This is a genomic window from Paenibacillus sp. J22FR5 (assembly GCF_059691975.1).
The window spans coordinates 1-24242 of the sequence record NZ_JCAUAN010000009.1 but is presented as its reverse complement, the minus strand read 5'-3'; the positions used below and the strand labels follow the sequence as shown (position 1 = coordinate 24242).

Genomic DNA, 24242 nt, shown 5'->3' with positions numbered 1-24242 from the left:
TTCTACCAATACCGAACAAGACACGATAAGTCCTGATAGATATCTTATTAGGCATTTATCATATACAAATAATCTTCTTTTAAAATGCAGCAGTATCATAGAAATAAGGAGGATCCATTTTATGACTTGTAAATACTGCCAGCTAGGTGGCAAAATAACCGGCGAACATCTTATTCCAATGGCTCTTATAGACTTGTTTCCTGAATGTGAGTTCAATATCGACAGGAATATTAAAAACAGTAACGGAATCCCTGAGTCTTCGACAAAATACTATAAAACAGAGTGGGTAGTAATAAAAGACGTTTGTGAAAAATGCAATAGTGGTCCTCTTTCTGCATTGGACACTTACGGATCACAAGTTATCAAAAATTATTTCGTTCAAGAGTATGGAAAAGACGATGAGGTAACACTCAATTTGAATATGTCCTTGTTCTCACGCTGGTTATTAAAAATTATGTATAATAACGCGCGTAAATATAAGTTAGAAACAGAATGGTTTGAAACTAATATAAATTATCTAATTGATCACTCTACGGACTCCATTCTTCCATATTCTATTTTTGGTGGGCTCTCTGTAAACATGTCACCAGTCCCAGAGTTCTATTTAGATAACATTAAATTAGCTGTTTATTTCAATCCACCAATAATTGGAGAATCATTTCTTGAGATGATACCTACTACGGATATTTTTAGGCCGAAAATTCGTGTGAGGGAAAATGCGAATAAATTAAATGAGAACATTGAAGGATTATTGCTTTCTGCTGTAATGCGGTTTGGATCCGCTTTGTTTTTAGTATTTTTGTGGGATAAAAACGTAGAACAGAAATATAAGAATTCAATTGAAAGAATCATTGGAGGCCTTATTTATCCATATACTTACTTTGCGGATGATCAGCCAATAATCCTTAAACGTGTAACGCACGCATTTAATTATAATCAGTTTCATATTGTAGATTCTAATCTAGGCATGAGTATTGCCGATAGAACAAATAGCTTTATGCCTTCATCGATAAATCCAATTGAACACAGAAAAAGCGAAAGTGTTAGCTGGGACAGCCATGTTTCTGAAGTTCGGATGAATCGTGAAAAGCGAAGACAATTTGAGAGAGAAAAACGTAGTCGTAATAAGAAGAAAGTAAAATCTAAAACTTAGTACATATAGCTTGATTAGAAGCCAGCTTTCTAATGATTTTCAGAGAGATGGCTTCTTTTAAGTTATATAAAATTCAACTCACGTTTAAAAAACGAAGACGTTGGATAGTAGGTATAAACTTTACATATATTTTCAATTATCGTAATAAATACACTCCGGAAACGCCGCGTTTGTCATGAGCGACAAGGAAAATCGCCCAGAACCAGGTCAGAAGAGGTGAATGGGATTTATGCATAATGGTGCCCGCAGTAACCGACGTTTGATGCTTGCACCGTGTGCATTGATAAAGCTTGTGGGCTTCAAGAAAATAAAAGACATTGTGCTCGCATTTCGGACAACAGAAACCGTTAGGCCAGCGAAGCTGGAATAGGTACTCACGGCACGTATCTTCGGAATGTAACACTCTTTGAAATCTCTTCAGAGTCATTATTTCTTGTTTTCCTATCTCAGACCACTCCGGAACATTCGTTAGTCTTTGTAATGCCAAACAAATGTTCGTGTGTGGGGCTTTGCTGAGACAACTTTATATTCATTAAATATTAAATCGCGTTATATCAGGCCCACCAGCCTAACCTATTTTTAAACTTGTCATATCTGATCACATACAGAAGGATAAATACAAAGGCATACAGAAAATAGTATAGGTAAGATTACCCAATTTTTGCGATTTACTAATGCTTTATTCAATGGAAGGGGTCCGGTATGAATAACGCTATTCAACTGAAAAATGTTAATGATGTACGAAAAGACTCGGCATATTTTATTCCGTCATATCAGCGTGGCTATCGTTGGGATCAGCAACAGGTAGTTAATCTGCTCGATGATATTTACACCTGGATTAAAGAAAAAACGTCGGATTTCTATTGCTTGCAGCCGGTTGTAGTTAGGGAATGCAAGGAGCGAAATGCTTCGGGTCATAAAATTTATGAGGTTATTGATGGACAACAAAGACTGACTACCATCAAAATCATTTTATCCTATCTGGGGAAGACAAATTATGCGATCTCGTACGAAACACGCCTTGACAGTGAGGAAATTCTGAACAACTTGGCCAACGTGAAAGATGCCAAAAATATTGATTACTATTTCTTCAAGGAAGCTTACGATACGGTGAAAGAGTGGTTTAAGAGACCGCGCAAAGATGCGGAAACTTTGGAAGATGAATTTCATATTGAATTGGGTAAAAACGTAAAGGTCATCTGGTATGAGGTTGATCGGACAATCGAGGTTAGAGAGGTTTTTAGCCGACTGAATATCGGTAAAATTCCGCTAACAAACGCGGAGCTGATAAAAGCGCTAATCTTAATGTCCACTGAAAAAAAAGATGAAAGAGCAAATGAGTGGGACGCGATCGAACGAAAGCTTAGAAACAATCGGTTATGGTACTTTATTAACCCAAAAACGGACTACACAAGCCGCATCGAATTATTATTTGACCTCTATACTAAGAATGCGAAATCAAAAAACCAAGATATGTTTTTTACCTTCTATGAAATACAAAAGCAGCCTGATCTAGATGAGGTTTGGCAAACCATAAAGGGTTACCTGGCGCTATTTGAGGAATGGTTTGAGGATCGAGAGCTGTATCATTATATTGGATACCTCACACAGTATATGCACATTGTCGATATTATCAATCTATATGAAGATGCGAACATTGCAGATAAGCCGGCTTTCCGCGACAACTTAAAGAAACGTATCTACGATCAGGTCGCAGGAATTGATTTCAGCCAGTTGCAATACGGAGTAGATACTGCAGTAATTAAGAAGGTGTTGCTCTTGTTTAATATTGCTACTACCTTAACACAGAAAAATCATGAGGCACGCTTTCCTTTCGATGCATACGGACAGGATAAGTGGACCATAGAACATCTTCATGCTCAAAATACGGAAGGTCTCAGGACGAAAGAACTGTGGCAGGCCTGGATCGGTGATGCTATAACGTTTCTCGAACAGTTGGAGGATCCATCGTACAAAGTTATCATTGAAAAGTTGAAACAACGTCACAGAGATAACAGTCTGACCCAGACTGAATTTGAAGATCTATCTAATGATGTAATCTTGATAACTGAAAATCGGTTTGGTATCACCGATTTAAATTCGATTGAAAACTTGGCCTTACTCGATCAAGGAACCAATAGCGCGCTTGGCAATCATTTTTACCCAGTGAAGTATCATAAGCTTCTTTCGTATGACAAAAAGGGGCACTTTATCCCAATCTGCACTCGAAATGCATTCATGAAATATTACAGTGAGCAGGTCGATCATTTCCAATTGTGGAGTGAGTCAGACCGTAACGGCTACCTGGCAGCCATAGAAAAGTCTTTCCAGATTTTTGAATAGGAGGGAACATGAGATGAGTTCAATGAATACGTTCTGGTCACTTCTTAATAAGTATCATGTTACCGTACCCATGATACAACGCGACTACGCTCAAGGCCGCAACGATCATCAAACTAAAGAAATTCGCGAATTATTGCTTGAGAATATAAATGATGCTCTTACCTTAAAGAAGAGGCTGGATTTTGATTTTATTTATGGTTCTGTAGAAGACGATGTGCTTTCTCTTCTGGACGGCCAGCAACGCGTGACAACGTTATTCTTACTTCACTGGTATTTCGCGATTAAAGAGGACGTAGACGTCTCGGATACCCTAATAAAATTCTCCTATGCAACGAGAATAAGTGCTCGTGAATTTTGTAAGCAACTAACTAAGCAGACTATCAATTATCATGAGTTTGATACAAATACTCCATCATATGTAATCAGGAATAAGAAATGGTTTCATTATCACTGGCAAGCAGATCCGACGGTAGAGGCAATGCTCGTTATGATAGATTCGATGCATAAATCCTTCCAGGGATTGAATCAACCCGTCATGGAAGCATTGATGAGCGAGTCCGGCCAGTGTCCAATCACATTTAGCTTCTTAAAGTTAGAAGATTACGGATTAGGCGATGAACTCTATATTAAGATGAATTCTCGAGGAAAGCCTCTCACTACCTACGAAAACTTCAAGGCACAGTTCGAGCAAGTGCTTGAAAAGAACGGATTCGAAGAAGAAAGTAAGCAATTTTCTTTGCTTGTAGAGACGAATTGGAAGGACTTGCTCTGGGACTACCGCGATGATGACGATAAAACACTTGATAAAGCGTTTATGAATCTCTTTTCATTTATCAGCAGCACATTGTATTTAAAGGCAAATCCTAATTCGAAAAATGCAAATCTTTTTTCCCAACACTTCACTAGGCTCCATGACTTGACGCAAATTTATGCTAAAAAGGAAAATGTCTCTTTTTTATTCGATGTCTTGTCTTTATGGGAGAACCGAAATAACATTCATAGTCAATTCAAGGAAATCTTTAATAAGAAACTACGACTTTTTAACAATGACATCCAGCTGATGGATAAATGTATTAAGAACACAATACAGTTGGATGAGCGGGTTCTGCTTTATGCACTATTGGTTAAGAAAATAGCCAAGCAGGAGGAGGACCTATCCGATACCTTGCGCGTTATTCGAAACTTACTCATTCGAATTCGGCAAGACAATGGAGGCTTTTATAACAGCAATCTTCGTGTAGATAATCTGGGTCACATCTTTAATTCTATTGATAACCTTGTTGAAAAAAACAAACCGATTTACGTGGTTTTGCTTGAAGAGCAGGGTATCCTCGGATTTGCTAATTGGAGCTTTTTGCATGAGAAAGAGAAGGCCGTTCTAATATCCGAGCACCCTCAGTGGAAACAGGGGCTTCACGAATTAGAAGATATAACAATCTTAAAAGGTGCCGTCCACCTATGGCTAGGTGCATATATTGCTTACCCAGATCAGCTTAAAAAAACATTATTAGAACTGGATAAAATGAGTTCTTCCCTTGTTTCCCGAGCGATGTTATCGGTGGGATCCTATCAAGTCCAACTCGGCAATAGTAATTTAGGGCCGCGCTATCTATTCGGTGGAAATCGGAATAACCGAGAATATCTTTGGACTTATTACGGCAACTCACTGAAACAAGTATTCACAAAATTTATTGAGTTATTAATGCAAGCAAATGGGAAATCGATAGAGGAAAAAGTGGTATCTTTGATTGAGTCAGCTAACGGATGGAAGACCAAAGACTGGCAATATTATTTTATCAAATACGATACTATGCTAAAAAACGATCATCAGGTATTTACGAACACTTACGGACAAAACTATCCGTTCCCGAGCGGTCATAACTTTGACATTGAACGATTGTCTGGGGTAAACCTGCAGGCGGTACATATCAATCCTTTCTATGAAGCCGTGGTAGAGTTGATAAGCGACCGTTCTATTTGTAGAATTGAGGACTGTCAGAAGCGTCTATCGGAGAAAAGTGAAATCCGTACCGTAAACAATGCGGTCTTTATGTTGGACGGTGCCAATTGGCTCTACTCTGTCGATGCGGGAATAAAAGAGGAACTTGACCTGTACGCGGAGACATTAACAAGTAACGACGTCGTACAACGAGGCTACTCCCTCATTATTAAGGCACATGAATTGGCGGGATCTGGTACCTCGGCAAACACTGCATAGCATAATAGTAATTAGTCAGCGACAGCAACGGTATTTGGTCTCTAAAACGTTTGTTCAAAACTGCCGCTGTCAAGCCAATACCAGTGGCCCATGGATGCGGAGGCCGTATGCTCGATCACTCCACAGGAGTTTCGGTTTGTGAACAGCGTGCCGCTGTACCGTCAGGAGAAGGAGTGGAAGAGCATCGGCCTTGATCTGAGTCGGGCAACGATGGTAGATGAACTAGATAATCGCGGCTACGAGAGACTGGCTGAAGCCACTGGTGAATCGACTAAATAAGCTCCTTGTACGAGAGCGATATCTGCATGCCGAGAAGACGCCCTTGCAGGTCATGAATGAAAAGGGACGGAAGAACACGACCGCCTCCTACATGTGGATCTACAGCAGTGGGCATCATAGTGCGCATCCCATACGAATCTTTGAGTACCAACCAGGACGAGGGGAGCAGTACCCGCAAGCGTTCCTAAAAGGGTTCAAGGGATACTTATATAGCGATGCCTACTCGGGCTATGCGAATCTAGCAGGGACGACATCCTGCCTATGTTGGGCACATCTTCGACGTAAGTTTGTTGAGGCGTTACCACCGGAGGCGAAATAGCCGGAAGGGGCCCTTGCCAGTGAAGGGGTAGCCTATTGCAACAAACTTTTTGAGCTTGAAACACAACTTACGTCACATTCCGCTGAAGAAGAACGAAAGGAGCAGGAGCAACGTCTGGTGCAGGAAAAGCCTGTACTCGATGCTTTTTGGTTATGGGTAGAAACGGCCAAAGGCAAGGTACTTCCCAAATCCAAGCTGGGTGAAGCGCTGAAGTATGCACGTAACCATAAGCAAGAGTTCTGAATTACTTACAAGATGGGAACTGTGTGGTCTCGAACAATCTAGCTGATAACAGCATTCGTCCCTTTACATACAGTAGGATGTAAAAACTTGTTATTCAGCGGCAGCCCACGGGGTGCAACCGCAAGTGCAATGATCTACAGCATCGTAGAGACAGCAAATGCAAATGGATTGAGCCCGTACAAATATCTAGTCTAACTGTTGCAACAGTTACCAGCGGTTGCATTTCGTCAGCAGCCGGAGCTACTTGATGCGTATATTCCATGGAGTCCGGCAGTTCAACAACATTGTACATAATGAAAAGCCTGTGGATTGAACCATGGGCTTTTCTGTTTAAATACACTTGGTTATTTGACGCTTACGTTTGGTGATTTAAGGTGCGAAAGTTGAGCATTTAATTTAAAGAGTTGGAAATTAGTTAAGGACATTAAATTGATGTAACAAATAAAGTCTTAAAGTAAAAAGGTCTGTCTTTATAATGTGATATCTACCATTCCCAAAGGACTGAATGTAAGGGTATCACTTTCTGACCTATCTATATACAAACTATTCAGCTTCTAAAAGAAGAGAAAATTAATTATTAAATATTGTCTAGTGAGGTATAAAAATGTAAATAAATAAAGTGGTGATATTTAGAAATTTTAAAAAAGTAGTACTTAATACATTATTGGAGGATTTAAATGGAAGCCAATACACCCAAAAGAATGTTGGATGTAACCGAAGCAGCCAAATTAATTGGTGTTAGTCGCGATACTGTTTATAGTATGGTTCGAATAGGACAAGAAGGTTTTCCTTTTGTTCGAGTACGTAATAGAATCCTTATCCCTAAAGATTCGTTGTTAGAATGGCTTGGAACAAATATACAAACTGATCATGAGTTCAAATCAGACAAAGATATAATAAGTATTTTATCTGCTGAGAAAAGGAAAAAGATAAAAAAACTTTTACACGAAATGATAGATATTATTTTTGAGTAATCAGACATCAATATCTACCATTTTTTACTGAAAAGAAAATGGTTGTCGTCAAAAAAATAAATGCCATTTTTGTAATTTCTTAAATAACTGAAATACTCTTATCTATATTGATAATTAGTCTTTTTACTAGCAAAGTAATTGGTATAGTGAACGAAGGCATAATGGATGAGTTAGATCAGTCGATCCATAAAGATGTTGATGACGACATTTAAATTGATGGGGAACAAGAATTGGTCGAGAGCAAGAGTAGTAGGCCCAGTGAGTGCCGAAATGTTTATTTAAAATATAACACGATATCTGATGAGCCTTTGCTGCGAGAAATCCAGTTTTACCATCTGGAAGAACCACTAATCCAAGCACTCGGTAGAGCCAGACTAGTCCGAAACAATTGTACGGTGACGGTGTATACGAACTTACCTTTACCATAAGCAATCATACAATAGTACAATTATGCGAGCTCGGAGCAGTCCGGGGTTCCTTGTTGAAGTCTAGAGCGTGCAGTCATGTTGGAGTACAGCCAACCAATTCATTCCCCGAGGGGGTGGGAGTAATTTGGTGATCGGCTATCAAGTTAATTTCTCATATACCCCTCCTACGAAATCAAGGTTGTTTTGGGAAATCAAAATCTCTTCCAAAGATAAATAATTATTCAGCTAGTGTGGAACTTCAATAGTATTTTGACGATGACGAATTATTATTACAACTACAGCAATGAAAAAGGATTAAAATCTGCGATAGTACAACAGATTTTAATCCTTTTTGTAGATCCAAAAAGTGGAGCTACTTTATCTTGGATCCATTGCAAACCTTTGTAGGATTTTTGCTGAGGGATAACTAGACATAGACGCAATACCGTTCGCAAGTTCAACCGGAAATAATGCGCCCTCGTATTTATGGCTAACTAGACTCGGTAAGGTGGCTAGAATTCTGTCAAGTCCAATAATATTGGATTCCTTAGGAAAATTAACATCCTCATTATAATCTCCCGTAGGTGCATTAAGAACCATGTAGGTGTTAGGATCAAATTTAACATAAAGCTTTTCACCCCAATTTGTTCTCTTTCCATACGGATTACTCATATCGGGAGTTCGATATACCTCTTTTCTTACATAATCATGTGTTAAAACAGCATAATGTAGATTTTCACCACGTTCAGTTGGTGGAGCGAATCTTGCTATTGAGGAAAGATGATCAAAAAAAGTTCCACTTTTCTCTTGACCGACTATATGAATTGGCCGTCCTAATTGCTTCGCATGTTCCAGAAATGTACGAATCGGAGGTACAAGTTTTGAATACTGACTTCTGAGTGTGAGTGGGCCATCTTTAATAAATAACGTATCACTCAACAAATGCTTATCAGTATGACCCCATAAGAGTCTGATTACAGTAAATAACATTATGAGCTCCATTATTAGCATATAAGCGGAGGAGACGCCTTCAGGAGCACTTTCTTCATCCATATCTAAATGGAAACCTATCATGTCGGTTAAAAACACGACTTTATTACATTCCAAACACTTTCCTTCATCAGCATCATAAGGTAACCCGTGAACATCCTTTCCGCAATGCGGACAACCAAATGAAGGTGATGACGTTGGTGTTTGGCTCCACTTTTGATACACAATCCATTTCAAGGTTTCGAAAAATATTCCCTCTTCATCAATTTTCATAGAATCCCTAATTATGTGTCTGACTGTGTCGTAATTATTTCCAATACTTGTTCTAATATTTCTTAGCGGAAATACGGTTGCATGGAATATTGCACTTCCAGTCATTACATCCTGAAGATGAAGAGGGTGAGGATGTTCTTTATCGATCGCATCGATTTTGGTTCGATCCATTGTCAATAACGCAGTTTTTACAAATGAGATTTCTCTCCTAGGAAAATCGTCGGAAGCTACCGTTACGAATGAACCGTCTACAGCCCAGACATTACGAAGTGGCTCTACATCGCTTGGACTAAACGCTGCCCAAAAAGTGTTACTTGGATCAGTAGTTGAATCCTTGCTATGTTCAAAATCCTGTATTAATGAGTTAACCCATTCGCTATGAACAACGTTTAAATGTCCTAGCTTTGAAGCTGTCTCACCTGGCAGTCTTGTTCCCTGGCTATATGGCATAATGACCTCCTAAAACTAACAACTGCTTACTGAATTAAGGGAGTTGAGGCCTCGAACCTCTTCGCTTGCATTGGAATTACAAAACGATGAGACATCGTCAGCATTCGCATGTAACCAGGCGTCTTAGAGCGTAAAATGTCTTCTTCAATCCCTTCAAACGCAACCTGTACTCTAGATAATGCTTTTGTTTCATCAACAGAGGCTAAATGACCAATAAAGAAATTTTCAGTTTGAGCTAATAGTTCTTTGTTGATCGTTGACGGTGATTGTGTTGAATACACCATACCGATATGAAACTTAGCACCTTCTTTTGCAAATCGAGCATAGACTCCCGTAAGATCCTTATCATTTGGTGGGAATAGGTTGTGAGCCTCTTCAAAATAAAGTTGTATATAATGATTTCCAAGTGAATTACTTACGAATTTTTTCTCTTGATAAGCGAAGATTGTTCTTGAAAGCATTTCAGAAAAGTAACGGCGAATTGCATCTGTTGCATTTCCAAGATCAAGAATTACAGTTTTTCCTGTATCCAATAAATCAAGGATATCTTTAAGGAAGTCTCCTGCCAATGGTGAATGATAATCTTTGTATGCTCGTAAAATAGATGGTCCCGATCCTGAATTGGGGGCTAAAAATTCAAGTAATGCTTGATCATCCGCATCAAACATAGGCTTTCCACTACCACTGACTAATGCTTGGTGATTTGGATTTTCTCGTTGAAATTTCGCCATCACTTCAAATTCAGATACTAATTCATCCAAATTGGCAGGAGCATTTCCTGGTTGTCTGTTGGAAGAACTATACGCGGCGGTTCGAAGTTCTTGATTAAAACTTGGATTAAAATGTTTGGCGTTTCTACTTAATAGCCCTCTATCCTTGAGTCGGGATTCATCACCATGAAATCCTGCTTTTTTTAGAATAGCCCAATATAATTGTACTTTCCTTACAGGTCTAGTTTTATCACCATCAGGCATAGTTGCAATACTTTCAATAGATGGTAATTTTACACTTGCAAAACTACGAATATAATTTGATACCTTATTATCTTGCTGTAACATAGAGGCTAGTATTTCAATACATGACTCAGGTTGTTCATAAAAGTTCAGTCTCAGCGGTTTCGAAGGAGTATTTGGCCGCTGAGTAAGAGCATAGACCTCACATCTATCAGCAAATGCTGAACGAATGGATTTATTTCCATCTTGAGGATTATCATTGGCGTACTCACCGTTTATATCAAAAATAAGTTGCCCAACGCTGTTATCATTGACAGTGGATTCGAGCATACCTTGAGCAATAAGCTTCACAACATTCGATTTACCCAATCGTGTTTTACCAAACATTGATGTACGGCAACCTTTGAAATCTTTCATAGAAATTTTTACTGGGATTTGTGAGACGCTTGCTTCTGTGAGTCGGCATTCCATTGTTCGCAATGTGCCAAGTTCAAACTGCTGCTCTGGCTTAACAGTTCCGTTGACTATTAATTTCTGAAGATCTTCATCAGGAGCAAAAACTCTATAGCGGTGGGCACTTACTACATTATTTACATCACCAGAAAATGAAAGTCGACGCTGATCATTAGGGTCAGGATAGAACATTCCTAGTACATCGCACTCCAAGGCTCCCCACTGCAATTCACCCTGTGTCCAAACATCAAGTTCAGGCATTGATTTTTTGTGCAATTCAAAATATGTTTGCTGTACTTGGTTACTTAGAGGGGTTGTTGTAACTCCTGTGACGCGTAATAACGTAAAATGCAGAGGCAGATTGCCCGGATTATTAGGAGTCATAATCAAAAACGATCCCCGAGGTATACCTCCCACTGCTATTTTGTATGGATCTGAAGTAATAATTTTTGCAGTATCATATCCTAGCTCCAACACATAACCAACGAACCGCCACTTATCTGTCTGCCTAGCTCTCTCGTAACTGTCTTGTGATTCAATGAAAGTCCTCAAAACCGAAAGCGGATTATCTTGTATTGCAACATTATTTACTAAGGAAGTGAGGCTTGAAGCATTTTGACTCATACTTTGTCATTCCTCCTGTGGAATATTAGCGTATACTATTATTTCTTCATACTGATTACGCTTGTTAGGGTCTGCTGATATTGAACTATAGCGAGAAACGGTTCTAAGATTAAATCCGCGTACTTCGTATAACTCTCTAAGCAAATGATGATTGGCGTTAGTAGCAACTACAATGGCCCCTCTATCACGTGCTCTCCCTAAGGCATCGGCCAATCTAATCTGATCGTTCCAAGAAAATAAATTTTCATTGTACTTAATGAATCCATTTTGGTTATGCCTAACTGTGTAAGGTGGATCTGCAAAAATAAAGTCATTTGTTTGTGCTTCATTAATTAACATTTCAAAGTCATTAACACGGATTTCGGCGTTTGTCAATATTCGTGATAACTTTTCAAAGTCATCAAAATCGAAGATAACAGTATCTTTCGTACCTTTTGGAACATTGAATTTGCCCTGTCGGTTAACTCGATAAATCCCATTAAAACAAGTACGATTTAAGTAGATTAATCTCGCAGCCCTTTCAACGGTCTCGATTGGTACTGAGTCCCTGATTTCGTAATAATACTTTTCAGAATGGTTTCTTTGATGTTGAACTAGCAGGTTTTCAACAGCCTGCCAATTATCACGAATACAAATATACGTTGTAATTAGATCGTCATTTACGTCGCCCAATAACGCATGTAATGGTTCTAAGTGAAAAAACACAGAGCCACCACCGAGAAATGGTTCAATATAACGATCGAAGTTTCTAGGAAACATATCATTATATTTATTTGTAAACCATCGCTTTCCGCCAGCCCATTTCAAAAACGGAATTGTTCGTTTGGTCATAAAATTATTCACAGCCCATTTATTCATAATATTTTCGCCAAAAGTATAAATTTTCCTGCTAAGTACCTACGACTAAAGATTCATTTTTTGAAAATGCAAAAGAAAACTAAAATTAATTACTTCGACAAAAGTCGATGTATATCCTTTCTTAATTTTCATAGTGTCAGATAATAAACCGCATTAGTACACAATGACCTGAAATCGCTCTGAATTACACATTTACACGTTTTCAGCTAGATCAAAATAGATATTTCATCCGTTAAGTTCTATGTTTAACATAAGGATCTATTGATTGTTCTAATATTAGGAGTATGGTAGGATTTGTAATGTGAAACTTACGGATAATCTAAGCTATAATAGGGAGCTGGTACTATGTATACTAGTGGTAAAGTAATCAGCACAGATGCAGGATTTGGAGAATTGTATATTATTTCAGATTCCCATAGAAATTTGGTTTCAAGGAGAACATGAAGAATTTTTCGAAATAATTGAGTGTTACTCTACTGATTCCATCAATATAAATGGATTGTATTTCATACGTAAAAACATTGAAATGAAAGTTTGTTTATAAATATACATAAATTATCAGGAGGGAACCCTTTGGCGAATATAGTTAATAAAAACAAATTAAATAAGGATCAACTTAATGCTGTTGAGACAACTGAGGGCCCCCTGTTAATCATAGCTGGACCTGGTTCAGGAAAAACATTTACGCTTGTAGAACGAATCTGTTATCTTATTTCTGAAAAGAATGTTCCAGTGGAAAATATTATGGTTGCAACATTCACTGAAAAAGCTGCTCAAGAACTCATTACTCGTATTTCAAATCGGCTTATTGCTGCTAAAGTCAGTGTTAATCTGAATGAAATGTACATAGGAACGATTCACTCTATCTGCTTAAGATTACTTGAAGAAAACCGTGAATACACTCGATTGAAACGGAATTATAATTTAATGGATCAGTTTGATCAACAATATTTCCTTTACAATAAAATTTATGATTATCAAAGTATTCCTAACAGTGAATTACTTTTTGGAACGGCAGTAAAGTCACGTTGGGATCGTGCAGAAGATTTAATGAATATGCTCAATAAGATAAGCGAAGAATGCATTGATACTAATACATTATTGTCTTCTTCAAACCCTCAAGTTGTAATACTAGGGCATTGCTATTATTTATATTTAAAACAACTTGAAGAAAACAATAGCCTAGATTTCTCCACTATCCAAGTGGAAACACTTCGACTACTGGAAGATAATCCAGTCATTTTAAAGAAGTTAAGAGAACAAATTCAATACGTAATGATCGATGAATACCAGGACACGAATACTGTTCAGGAACTTATTCTATTTTTGATCACAAGTGAAAAACGTAATATTTGTGTTGTCGGGGACGACGATCAGGGTTTGTACCGCTTTCGGGGAGCAACCATAAGAAATATTCTTGAGTTTCCTAATAACTTTCCTGATGGAGATTGTCACCAGGTTGAACTAACAATAAACTATCGATCTCATCCCAAAATTATCGACTTTTATAACAGATGGATGGGAATGAACAGTTGGACAGATAATGGAAAAGTGTTCAGGTATAATAAGATTATCCTTCCAAGAGAAGATGAGTTTGTTGACGTACCGGCTGTTATTAAGGTCTCTGGTCAAGATGGTGCAAATAACTGGAATAATGAAGTTTTTGAATTTTTACATGCGCTAAGAAATTCAGGTAAATTGTCAGATTGGAATCAAGTAGCATTTTTATTTAGGTCAGTTAGGAATGAGAAAGTAGTAAGCCTAGCTGAATACCTCGAGTCAATGGGGATACCGGTCTATTCCCCTCGCTCAAACATGTTCTTTGACCGTGAGGAAGTAAGACTTATTTTAGGTGCCCTTATTTTCTTATTTCCTCAATTCCCAAAAGTTAGAAAGTGGAGTGATGATGCTTATCTTAGGGAGTGGGATTACTACGATAGCTGCTTTGCTGAATTTGCTGATCAGTTACGTTTGTCAGAAAACAAAGACCTTCTAAACTGGTGCCGTAAAAGAGCTAAAAACCATTTAACTCTAAGTGAAAATACTGACTATGGTTTTGCTCGGTTATTTTATGAATTGCTCCAATTTCCTTTATTTGGTCGATACATTCAAGATTCAGGGGCAACAATGATCGTAGATAGTCGCCAAGCTAGAAACCTTGCATTGTTCTCAAAGCTGCTTACTAAGTTTGAATATTTACACAATATATCTGTAATAACGCCTAAATTTCTTGATAAAAACATTCGTGATTTATTTAATCAATACTTACGCTTCCTAATGGATGGTGGGATTAATGAATATGAAGATGACTCTGAATACGCCCCAAGCGGTTGTGTCTCATTCCTGACAATACATCAATCCAAGGGGCTTGAGTTTCCTATTGTATTGGTAGGGTCATTAAATGAGGGCCCACGGAAGAATTATACGGAATTAGATGAAGTGTTACAAAATGAACATTATCGAAAACCACCATTCGAGCCCATAGATAAAATCAAGAACTACGACTTTTGGAGACTTTTCTATACTGCTTTTTCGCGTGCGCAAAACTTACTTGTTATGTCATGCCAAGAAAATACTCCAAAAGGTAAAGGGCAAAAATACTCACCATCTAAACACTTTCAAACACAATATGATGAGCTCCCCTACTGGCGAGATGATGTTGTAGACTTAACAAAGATGGATTTTGAAATGGTGAAGGATGTTAATTTAAAGAATGAATACTCCTTTACATCACATATCGCTCTATTTGAAAACTGTGCTATACAATATAGGTTTTTTAAAGATCTGGATTTTTCGCCTGTTAGAAGTAATGCAACACTTTTTGGAATGCTTATTCATCAAACAATTGAAGATATACATAAAAGTGCTCTAAGAAATGAGGAGCACTTCATTACACCAGTCAACATTGAATCTTGGTTTAATAGAAATTACTTGTATTTGACAAAGAAAGAACGAGTTTACTTAGCTCCACAAATCCAACAAGTAGCAATAAAACAAGTACTTAGATATGTGGACAGACAAGCTGGAGACTGGTCTAGAATCAAAGAAGCTGAGGTTGATGTGTCGTTAGTTAAAGAAAACTATATTCTTAAAGGTACTATTGATCTTATCCGCGGCGAAGATGGAACAGTGGAAATTGTTGATTTTAAAGGAGAGAAGAAGCCAGATTTAATTCATGATCGTGATAAACTTGAGCGTTATCGTAGGCAACTTGAGGTTTATGCACATTTAGTTGAAGCTCGAACAGGTCAAGAGGTTAGTAAGCTGCATTTATATTACACAGGTGAAAACGATGGTAACCCATATGTAACATTCAATAAGAACGCTAAATCAATAGACAAGACTGTAAAGACATTTGATAATATAGTTGATAAGATCGAGAGAAAAGAATTTACTATCACAGAGCGTCCGGCAAAGATATGTGCTGAATGTGATATGAGGTTTTACTGCGACAGACAATAGATGATGGAGGCGTAACTATAGATGCAACAAGAAATAAAATTAGAAACCGACAGCCTAAACCTTGATTCCGTGGAGAACTATAAATTTGAACCAATTCAAGGCTATCCGATGCTTCACTGGAAAGGAAAGAGACCTTTTCGGTCAACTCAGTACTATCCAGCACAACTAAAAGAGAAACATAATGATGAGATTAATGGCTGGATTAATGAATTATTTTGGGGTGATAACCTTCAAGTAATGAGTCATCTTCTTAAAAAGTTTCGTGGAAAAGTAAAATTAGTGTATCTTGACCCTCCATTTGATTCCAAAGCTCAATACAAGAAAACTATTAAATTGAAAGATAAAACAACTGAAAATGATCATACTGTATTTGAAGAAAAGCAATATAACGATATTTGGGTTAACGATGATTACCTCCAATTCATGTACGAAAGACTAATATTATTAAGAGAACTTTTGGCAGATGATGGTTCAATATATCTGCACTGCGATTCACATAAATCTCACTATCTAAAACTTATATTAGATGAGATTTTTGGTAGCGACAATTTTAAAAACGAAATCATTTGGGTTAGATCGACTAATCCGAAGGGGTCACAGCATAAATCCCGTAGATATAGCCCATTTACTGATACTATATTTTATTATGTGAAGTCTTCTAAGGCAGAGCTTCACCTAGACAGAGTTAGAATTCCTTTAACTGAAGAGGAGTTATTAGAAAAATACCATAGGACTGATGAAAATGGGCTTCGCTACTACGACGGACCAATTTTACGATCCGATGGTATGGGGGCTCGTGCAAATTTAGTTTATGAGTATAAAGGATATACCCCTGGTCCTGCAGGATGGCGTATGAAGAAGTCGAGTTTAGAGAAACTGGATCAAAAGGGTAACCTAGGGTGGTCAACTACAGGTAAACCATTTAGGATGCTAAGACCCGAAGATGATAAAGGGAAGCCTATAGGAAGCTTTTGGAATGATATTTCTTTATTAAATTCTCAAGCAGATGAAAGAGTTGGATATCCTACACAAAAACCATTAAAATTAATTGAAAGAATTATTTTGGCATCATCCAATCCAGGCGATATAGTATTTGATTGTTTTATGGGATCGGGAACGACTCAAACCGCTGCAATGAAACTTGGCAGAAAATTCATTGGAGCAGATATTAATTTGGGAGCAATACAAACGACTACGCTGAGATTACTTAATTTATCTAAAGAATATTTAAAACAAGACGCCCAAAGTGTTATTGATTTTAATAATGAAGAATTTCAAGATGAATTTGAAGACTCTGAAGATGATACTACTGTAGAACAAATTAATGAGTCGTCAATTATTTATAGTGGCTTTAAAGTGTATAACGTTAATCATTACGATGTATTTCGAAACCCTATTCAAGCACGTGAACTACTTATTGAAGCCTTAGAGATACAGCCTCTTGAGAATCATAGTATCTATGATGGTGAAAAGGATGGAAGACTTGTTAAGATTATGCCAATTAATCGAATTGCTACTCGTGCTGATTTAAACGAATTAATAACCGGATTTGACTATACAGTTTTTGAAAAAAGAAAAGAAAAAAATAGACCCAATCAACCAGTTGAAAAAATAACATTAGTTTGTATGGGACACGAACCTGATTTAGCTGCTGCACTCCAAAGTGAAGTGAACTATAAACTTGATATTGAGGTAGTCGATATTCTTCGGAATGAATCCAAGCTTGAATTTAAGCGGGACTCAGAGGTTAAGATTACTATAAGTAATGAAAACCTACTTTCGGTTGAACAGTTTTACCCAATGAATTTACTACAAAAATTAAGCCTAATGAAAGAAAATGTAGATGATTGGCGGCAATTAGTAGAGTCAATTATGATCGATTGGAATTATGATGGAGTAATCTTTGAACCCTCAACAGTTGATGTACCAAAACAAGATGAACTTGTTAACGGTACCTATGAAGTTCCTATTAATGCCGGCACCATCCGTTTGAAAATTACTGATTTACTATCAGAATCATTGGAGGTAACTGTATTACATGGCTAAAAAAACTGCCTCCTCTAAAGAAAATATTGACTTGAATTTTACCTTTTTTAAATACCTTAGGCAATTTTATACTGAAAAACGGGGTGCTATCCGTAATCACTATAGAGATTTATCTAAGAAGTTTTTAGACTTTAATGATCCAAGTAATCCCAACTCTTATTTAAGAGTACCTCAGTTTGAAGCATTGGAGATGTATATTTTTCTAAAGGAATATTTAAATAACGCACCAGTATATAAAATATTTGAAGACTGGTTTCAAAAGTTAGATAGGTTTTCGAGCCGTGACGATGTTGGCCTTGAAGGCGAGCAAATGGATTTGTTTGGTGTACTGGACGATAAGCAATATAAAGCAGTATTTACTCACATGAAAAATAATTCGCAGCTTTATCCCAACTATATATTCGCGTTGACGATGGGGACAGGTAAAACTATTTTAATGGCTACCTGTATCTTTTATGAATTTATTCTAGCAAATAAGTTTCCCAAGGATAAGAAATACTGTCACAATGCTCTTGTATTTGCTCCTGATAGAACAGTACTTGAATCCTTAAAAGAAATATATACTTTCGATAAATCAAAGGTTATTCCCCCAGAGTACGCAAGTTTTCTTGACGCTCATTTGCAAATTCATTTTCTAGAGGAAGCGGGAACAACCCTTAATACAATTGACAGTTCTCGGTTTAATTTAATAATTTCAAACAGTCAAAAGATAATATTAAAAAGACAACACAAAGAAAAAAGTTCGTTGGAGCAAATGTTTGCACTTAAGCCAACCTTTGATTCAGAAAGTGTATACAATCAATTTGCTGATCTTTATGATTTTGATACACCTGAAGACGAGTCGGAACTTACACTAAATCAAAGATTTTACAAACTGACGAGGTTAGAACAACTTGGCATATTTGTTGATGAAGCACATCACTCATTCGGTGATCAGCTAGCAAAGGATATGGGGATTAAGAAAGCTACAAACAGTCTTAGGTTAACAATAAACGAACTTGCGGCAAGCCTCCAAAGGTCTGGAACGCATGTCGTTGCATGTTATAATTTCACTGGAACGCCTTATGTGGGCAAGCAGATCTTACCTGAAGTTATTTATGCTTATGGCTTAAAAGATGCAATTGATAATGAATACTTAAAGAAAGTAGAATTACATGATTTTACTAATCCGAAGAGTACAGAGTTTGTAAGGATAGTAATCAAAGATTTTTGGGAAAAGTATGGAGAAAATCGGTATGAAGGTATGTTACCTAAATTGGCCTTTTTTGCTTCATCAATTGAAGAATTGCAGGATGAGTTACAACCAGCCGTTGAAGCAGCAATGGCCGATCTAAACATATCTATTAATAGAATACTAATTAATGTAGGGGATTCTAAATTAACAAGTAATGATGATATTCGTGAGTTCAATCGCCTAGATTCAAAGTCATCAGAGAAACAAGTTATTTTGCTTGTTAATAAGGGTCGTGAAGGATGGAATTGTCGCTCTTTATTTGGAGTAGCTCTTTACCGAAAGCCTAAGTCTAAAGTATTTGTTCTTCAAGCCACTATGCGTTGTATGCGTGCTATAGGCCATATTCAAGAGACAGCAAATGTATACCTTTCCGATGAAAATATAAAGATTTTAGAGGAAGAGCTTTTAGAAAATTTTAGACTTGGCACAGCAGACTTAAATGGAAATAATAATGGTAAAAAGCAGTACCAAATAGAGCTTGTACCACCACCAGTTAAAATAAAACTCAAGCGTATTCATAAATTACATAAAATAAAAGAAAAAGTCCCACAAATGGGAACAGATCTTTGTTTGGCAGAAGCTGATGTAGAAAAATATATGTTAATTCACAAAGTTAAATATGGCATCGATTTTAATGATGCCGCACGCAAAAAAACTACATTTGTTGAAGATCTATCGGAGTTAAAAGATCAACGAAAGTTTAGTTCTTTTACATTAACAGCGGAAGTTGCCCGCTATTTGAATCGATCCTGCCTAGAGATTGAGAATATCCTTGAAGGTACAAAAGAAGGAATGGATGTAATCCTAAAGGCAGTAAATGAATATAATGAACTGCTCTATGACTGGATAATTCCAAGATTGTTTAAGGAAATGTTTGATCTTGAACCTGAAGAAAAGACAATTGAGGAAGAAATTGAACTTGTAAAGGAACCGAAGGAGGGCTATTATTCAGTAACTGCGAAGCCTGAATTGGTTCTAGAGAAGAATGATTCTTCAATCGCTAAATATGCAGGGAAAAGCTTCCATCTCGATACCTATTGCTTTGACTCAAATCCAGAAAGATTGTTGTTTTGGAACCTGATTAAAAGTGGTGAAGTTACTAAGGTTTATTTCACTGGAATGTTAACTCATGGTCAGTCAGATTTCTTTGTTCAATATATTGATCCAGACTCTCATACGGTTAGACGTTACTACCCAGACTTTATTGTCCAAAAGAATGATGAATCATGGGTTATCGTCGAAGTGAAAGGTGATAATAAAATCGATGATCCTGTAGTGCAAGCTAAGAAAGAGTATGCCACTCAGATAGCTGGAGCGAGTAACATGAAATATCAAGTAATACTCGGAAGTGAAGCATCTGCGGGGATTTACAAAAAAGTTTTAGCTTAATGATTGAATAGGAAATATGGTATTAAAGGCTAAGAGGTTATTCAGCTGAATAACCTCTTAGCTATTAAACACTCTGTTTCTATCTTTCACAAAAAACTTAATATCATCATAAGACGGTTAAGAATATCTGTATCTGGAATTCTAGAATCAACAGGTATAATATCAAAGTTATTACTTCTGACCAAGAATGATCTGTATAGATCATTCTTGGTCAGAAGATTGCTCAAACTCTTCTCTCTCGGCTTTTGCTCGACTACAAATAAATCCAATAGTTCCAGTCACACCATCATACAGAATGTAAATATCACATTCTCGATTCCAGTATGTAGCATTTTGGCCGAATCCGCCTTCTGTGATATGATTCCTTTTTTTCAGGATTCGTGAAATCCCAGATTGTAAGCGCGCGCTACCCTATCGGAGCAGAAACCGAGGGCGTGCAATCTGGTTAGAATATCTAACGATGATGGTCATAAGGATACCGTGCACGGGACGGGCTAGAGATGTACATGTTCTAGCAACGGAAGATGAAAGAACACTCCAATTGAAAATTGGAATACATAGCCTTCACCTTCTGGATTACTCGATTCCACTAAAATAGCTATAGAACGCCTAGCTGCTACTCGCCATGCAGCTAGGCTATTTTAGTTGTCCGCGGCGTCTTGCTCTGTTCAATTTCATACGATTGGTGATTTTTTCAGACAATATATAGGTAAGCGGAAAACCCAGCACACCTTCAAGAACGCAAATGTACATGTTGTTGTTGGGGTCAATTATTAATTGCTCATAACGAATCCTTATGCTTATTTATTTGTGACTGTTTAACCTTTGTGGTTCGGCCATCTGGATAATGCCTCGTATGCTCTCTACGATCATGGGGTCTCTTTGAAGTGCCGATTCCATCTAATTTATTAAGTGACGTTTGTTCTCTAGGTTGAATTGATTTTCCCTCTTGTCCCCTTAAGTTAATAACTTTCTTAGTACTTTTTGAAACTCTGTCTTCTATTAATGGAATGATAATTCTATTAATAATATCCGACCTGTGTTCCCACGCCAATTGTCCAAGAAACTTCCCTGTTTTTTTACCAAGATCTAATAATTTCTCCAGCTTACTTTTTTTATTTTTTACTTCATTACGGTTATTTAGCGCATCGATTAATTTACTATTATCAATTTTTTGCTTAGCATGTGGAAACTTATCTAACTCATCTATTCCCTTTAAGCGTGATACAGGTGGCGGTATCTCAACAGGATTTGGATCGATGTCTAGTGGGGCATGTGAAACCCGACCTTCACTAAAATCTATTCGGAATTGTTCCCAACTAATCAGGTTGGAAGTCTCACGACTAGTGCTCAGGTCTATAATATCTTCGATTGTTTTAGTTGACTTTGGCAGTTTAAAATCACCAGTAACTCGCTCACTAGGCAAGTGACCTGTCTTTTCAAATGCAAGATAGTCCATAATTAATCTATGGTAATCTGTTGTAGAAAATAATCCTGCAAGTGGTTCTTTCCCAGGGTGTGCCTCTAGAGCAGCTTCTAGTCGCTTTATTTGCCCTTTTCCTAGTGCCTTTTTATTATCAGTTAAATGACCGAATGCGTCTAAGAAAGGTATTTCAATTTTTTCCCTTAGAAGTCGTTCATATGATGTCAGTACATACTCGGCCGAACCAGTTTTTACATCAGGACCAGCAAGTACTTCATAACCATCATTGGTTTTAACTAGATGAAGCAAATCAGCCTTGGATGTTGTATCGGGATTCACAATTGTCATTATCACATTGCCTTTATATGTTAAAGAATTATATTCCAGACAAGTTACCCACTCCGCAAAATAACCTTTCCAATGACCAAATTTTTCGCCTATTTGACGCTGTGGGTTTTTTTCTTTTTGTATTGATTTAATGAACTGGTTTAAAGATTGCTCCGTAGCAACCATTTTTTCAACTGTTTTGTCCGTTAATGGTTTGTCTGGATTATTTTGAAATTTCTTGATCCCCTCTGCGAAGTATGGCCTATATTCTTCGGGAATTATGAAGGAACTACTAACCAATTTAATAAACTCGTCTCTAATTGAAACGTCAGTAAAGTAAGATTTCCTTATCTCGTTCATATGATTTCCTCTTTCAATAGTAATCTTCACGTTCTTCGGCTTCTTAAACTAATTCAAAGAGACGATACTTCCTTTATATCGAATAGTTTCAGTAGTATTTCGATTCGCATCTCAAGTATTCCTTGTTTTCGCTTTACAGAATTGATTGGAAAGTATATTGGTAGAATTATAGAAGCATTACTGAAATCGGACGAAGGATACAGGACAAACGCCTGTCTTATGATAATTAAAGCATTACAGAGCAACCAAGAATTAGAAAAATGGTTGAGGGAGCTGGAGGTTATGTTTGTTGCAGATTATTCGATTTGAGATTTATTAAATAAGTAGATTCATCCATAAGATTAAGAAGGCGATTCTCTGGGCTACACCCCAATAGTTAGACACTATCTAACTATTAGATGTGCAGTTTTTTTATGTCTAGATTCATTCAGAGGAACGTTGAAACATAAGACGGAAACTTTTCGAAAAATTAAAAATGAAAACAGGAGTTCAAATTAATGTAGTTTAAGACCATCCCAAAAAAAATTAGTTTTATGGGAAACTAAAAAAGCATATTTGGAATAGAACTGTAGAATAATTTTTAAAATTTATATCAGAAGTCTTAATAATTTGTTATAATTTTCAAGATATTGTCTTTTATTGTTACAACAAGTGAAAATAGAACTACTTCCTAGGGGTGAAATTATGAACGAAATAATAGATAAATATTCACTAATTGCACCGCGAACAGATTACCTGACGGACACTGTAGTACTTGCTCAGGCTTGGAAAAAGACACAAAAATATATTCGTAGGCATAACTGGTATGCAGATGTTTTGGAACTTGATTGTTCGACTATAAATCTTGAGAAAAGATTAATAAAATGGGCAAAGTCGTGTAAAAGAAGTGATTATAAACCGGATAAAATGAAAATTGTTCCAGCACCCAAAAGCTCTCGCTGGGCTTTTGAAGATGTTAATGATGAAAATTTTTGGAAATCAGATGAAATACAAAAGCTTAGACCGTTAGCACATCTGAGTATTAAAGACCAAACTCTCGCTACTGCAGCAATGCTTTGTTTGGCCGATGCAGTAGAAACAGCACAAGGACCATCAGAAGAAGTTGATTTTCTTGAAGCACAGAGACAGGGGATTTATAGTTATGGAAATCGATTACACTGTGAATGGTTATCGATAAATGATAAACCGAAGCAAGCAAAGTTTGGATGGGGTAATTCTCATTCATACCGAAAGTTTTATGAAGATTATAGGTTGTTTCTTTCACGTCCAAAGAAGATTTGTCAATACTATGCTCCTAAATTAACATCCAACCAAAATATGTTTGTGGTTTCTATTGATTTAAAAGGTTTCTTCGGTGCGCCTAGGTAAGCTGGGTGCTTTCAGTGGGTGTAATTCCCACCCGGGCAAAGGGAAAAGCCGCCCTACCCGGAATCGAGTCTTGAACACGTAAAGGTAACGATACGG

12 protein-coding genes and 2 pseudogenes are annotated in these 24242 nt (G+C 37.1%); 9 read left to right on the top strand and 5 right to left on the bottom strand.

All coding sequences use genetic code 11. From position 1 onward, the window contains the following. Positions 1 to 121: 121 nt before the first annotated feature. Complete coding sequence (locus AC58P7_RS14220) at positions 122 to 1153, top strand: hypothetical protein (RefSeq protein WP_497343810.1); 1032 nt, start codon at positions 122 to 124, stop codon at positions 1151 to 1153. Between the two features lie 139 nt (positions 1154 to 1292). Here the strand turns inward: AC58P7_RS14220 and AC58P7_RS14215 are convergent. Next, a pseudogene (locus tag AC58P7_RS14215) lies at positions 1293 to 1598 on the bottom strand (transposase family protein); the annotation flags it as partial. Between the two features lie 257 nt (positions 1599 to 1855). On the opposite strand from AC58P7_RS14215, the gene AC58P7_RS14210 reads away from it, so the two are divergent. From AC58P7_RS14210 to AC58P7_RS14195, 4 genes and pseudogenes are all read left to right on the top strand, one after another. Then, on the top strand, positions 1856 to 3496 hold the full coding sequence (locus AC58P7_RS14210) for a DUF262 domain-containing protein (protein ID WP_497343808.1): 1641 nt from the start codon (positions 1856 to 1858) through the stop codon (positions 3494 to 3496). Positions 3497 to 3509: 13 nt separating this feature from the next. Beyond that, positions 3510 to 5714 (top strand): GmrSD restriction endonuclease domain-containing protein, encoded by a 2205-nt coding sequence (locus AC58P7_RS14205; RefSeq protein WP_497343806.1) that lies wholly within the window; start codon positions 3510 to 3512, stop codon positions 5712 to 5714. A gap of 132 nt (positions 5715 to 5846) precedes the next feature. Then, a pseudogene (gene tnpC, locus AC58P7_RS14200) lies at positions 5847 to 6849 on the top strand (IS66 family transposase); the annotation flags it as partial. Between the two features lie 383 nt (positions 6850 to 7232). Continuing rightward, entirely contained in the window at positions 7233 to 7529 is a 297-nt protein-coding gene (locus tag AC58P7_RS14195) for a helix-turn-helix domain-containing protein (protein ID WP_497343804.1), read from the top strand. Positions 7530 to 8314: 785 nt separating this feature from the next. Here AC58P7_RS14195 and AC58P7_RS14190 read toward each other — a convergent pair. The 3 genes from AC58P7_RS14190 to AC58P7_RS14180 are packed head-to-tail and all read right to left on the bottom strand — an operon-like array spanning position 8315 to position 12537. Continuing rightward, entirely contained in the window at positions 8315 to 9649 is a 1335-nt protein-coding gene (locus AC58P7_RS14190; protein WP_497343802.1) for a hypothetical protein, read from the bottom strand. Between the two features lie 26 nt (positions 9650 to 9675). Next, on the bottom strand, positions 9676 to 11679 hold the full coding sequence (locus tag AC58P7_RS14185) for an ATP-binding protein (RefSeq protein WP_497343800.1): 2004 nt from the start codon (positions 11677 to 11679) through the stop codon (positions 9676 to 9678). Positions 11680 to 11685: 6 nt separating this feature from the next. Next, entirely contained in the window at positions 11686 to 12537 is an 852-nt protein-coding gene (locus AC58P7_RS14180) for a DNA adenine methylase (protein ID WP_497343798.1), read from the bottom strand. A 573-nt stretch (positions 12538 to 13110) separates the two neighbouring features. On the opposite strand from AC58P7_RS14180, the gene AC58P7_RS14175 reads away from it, so the two are divergent. Genes AC58P7_RS14175 through AC58P7_RS14165 form a run of 3 tightly spaced genes read left to right on the top strand, consistent with a single transcriptional unit; the run spans position 13111 to position 20668 of the window. Continuing rightward, positions 13111 to 15999, top strand: coding sequence for an ATP-dependent helicase (locus AC58P7_RS14175; protein ID WP_497343796.1), 2889 nt, complete (start codon positions 13111 to 13113; stop codon positions 15997 to 15999). A gap of 21 nt (positions 16000 to 16020) precedes the next feature. Next, positions 16021 to 18045 (top strand): site-specific DNA-methyltransferase, encoded by a 2025-nt coding sequence (locus AC58P7_RS14170; RefSeq protein WP_497343794.1) that lies wholly within the window; start codon positions 16021 to 16023, stop codon positions 18043 to 18045. After that, positions 18038 to 20668: a TnsA endonuclease N-terminal domain-containing protein gene (locus tag AC58P7_RS14165; RefSeq protein WP_497343792.1), complete on the top strand. Its 2631-nt coding sequence runs from the start codon at positions 18038 to 18040 to the stop codon at positions 20666 to 20668. Before AC58P7_RS14170 ends, AC58P7_RS14165 begins: the two co-directional genes overlap by 8 nt. Before the next feature lie 781 nt (positions 20669 to 21449). Here AC58P7_RS14165 and AC58P7_RS14160 read toward each other — a convergent pair. Beyond that, a complete protein-coding gene (locus AC58P7_RS14160) occupies positions 21450 to 22808 on the bottom strand; it encodes a hypothetical protein (protein ID WP_497343790.1) in 1359 nt (452 codons plus the stop codon). Between the two features lie 654 nt (positions 22809 to 23462). On the opposite strand from AC58P7_RS14160, the gene AC58P7_RS14155 reads away from it, so the two are divergent. Continuing rightward, a complete protein-coding gene (locus AC58P7_RS14155; protein ID WP_497343788.1) occupies positions 23463 to 24146 on the top strand; it encodes a hypothetical protein in 684 nt (227 codons plus the stop codon). Positions 24147 to 24242: the final 96 nt, after the last annotated feature.

What these genes read in the sequence shown, in the direction of transcription:
- AC58P7_RS14165 (WP_497343792.1), top strand. Translation starts at nt 18,038, where the DNA reads ATGGCTAAAAAAACTGCCTCCTCTAAAGAAAATATTGACTTGAATTTT.
- AC58P7_RS14180 (WP_497343798.1), bottom strand. Translation starts at nt 12,537, where the DNA reads ATGAATAAATGGGCTGTGAATAATTTTATGACCAAACGAACAATTCCG.
- AC58P7_RS14205 (WP_497343806.1), top strand. Translation starts at nt 3,510, where the DNA reads ATGAGTTCAATGAATACGTTCTGGTCACTTCTTAATAAGTATCATGTT.
- AC58P7_RS14195 (WP_497343804.1), top strand. Translation starts at nt 7,233, where the DNA reads ATGGAAGCCAATACACCCAAAAGAATGTTGGATGTAACCGAAGCAGCC.
- AC58P7_RS14220 (WP_497343810.1), top strand. Translation starts at nt 122, where the DNA reads ATGACTTGTAAATACTGCCAGCTAGGTGGCAAAATAACCGGCGAACAT.
- AC58P7_RS14185 (WP_497343800.1), bottom strand. Translation starts at nt 11,679, where the DNA reads ATGAGTCAAAATGCTTCAAGCCTCACTTCCTTAGTAAATAATGTTGCA.
- AC58P7_RS14170 (WP_497343794.1), top strand. Translation starts at nt 16,021, where the DNA reads ATGCAACAAGAAATAAAATTAGAAACCGACAGCCTAAACCTTGATTCC.
- AC58P7_RS14210 (WP_497343808.1), top strand. Translation starts at nt 1,856, where the DNA reads ATGAATAACGCTATTCAACTGAAAAATGTTAATGATGTACGAAAAGAC.
- AC58P7_RS14155 (WP_497343788.1), top strand. Translation starts at nt 23,463, where the DNA reads ATGAACGAAATAATAGATAAATATTCACTAATTGCACCGCGAACAGAT.
- AC58P7_RS14190 (WP_497343802.1), bottom strand. Translation starts at nt 9,649, where the DNA reads ATGCCATATAGCCAGGGAACAAGACTGCCAGGTGAGACAGCTTCAAAG.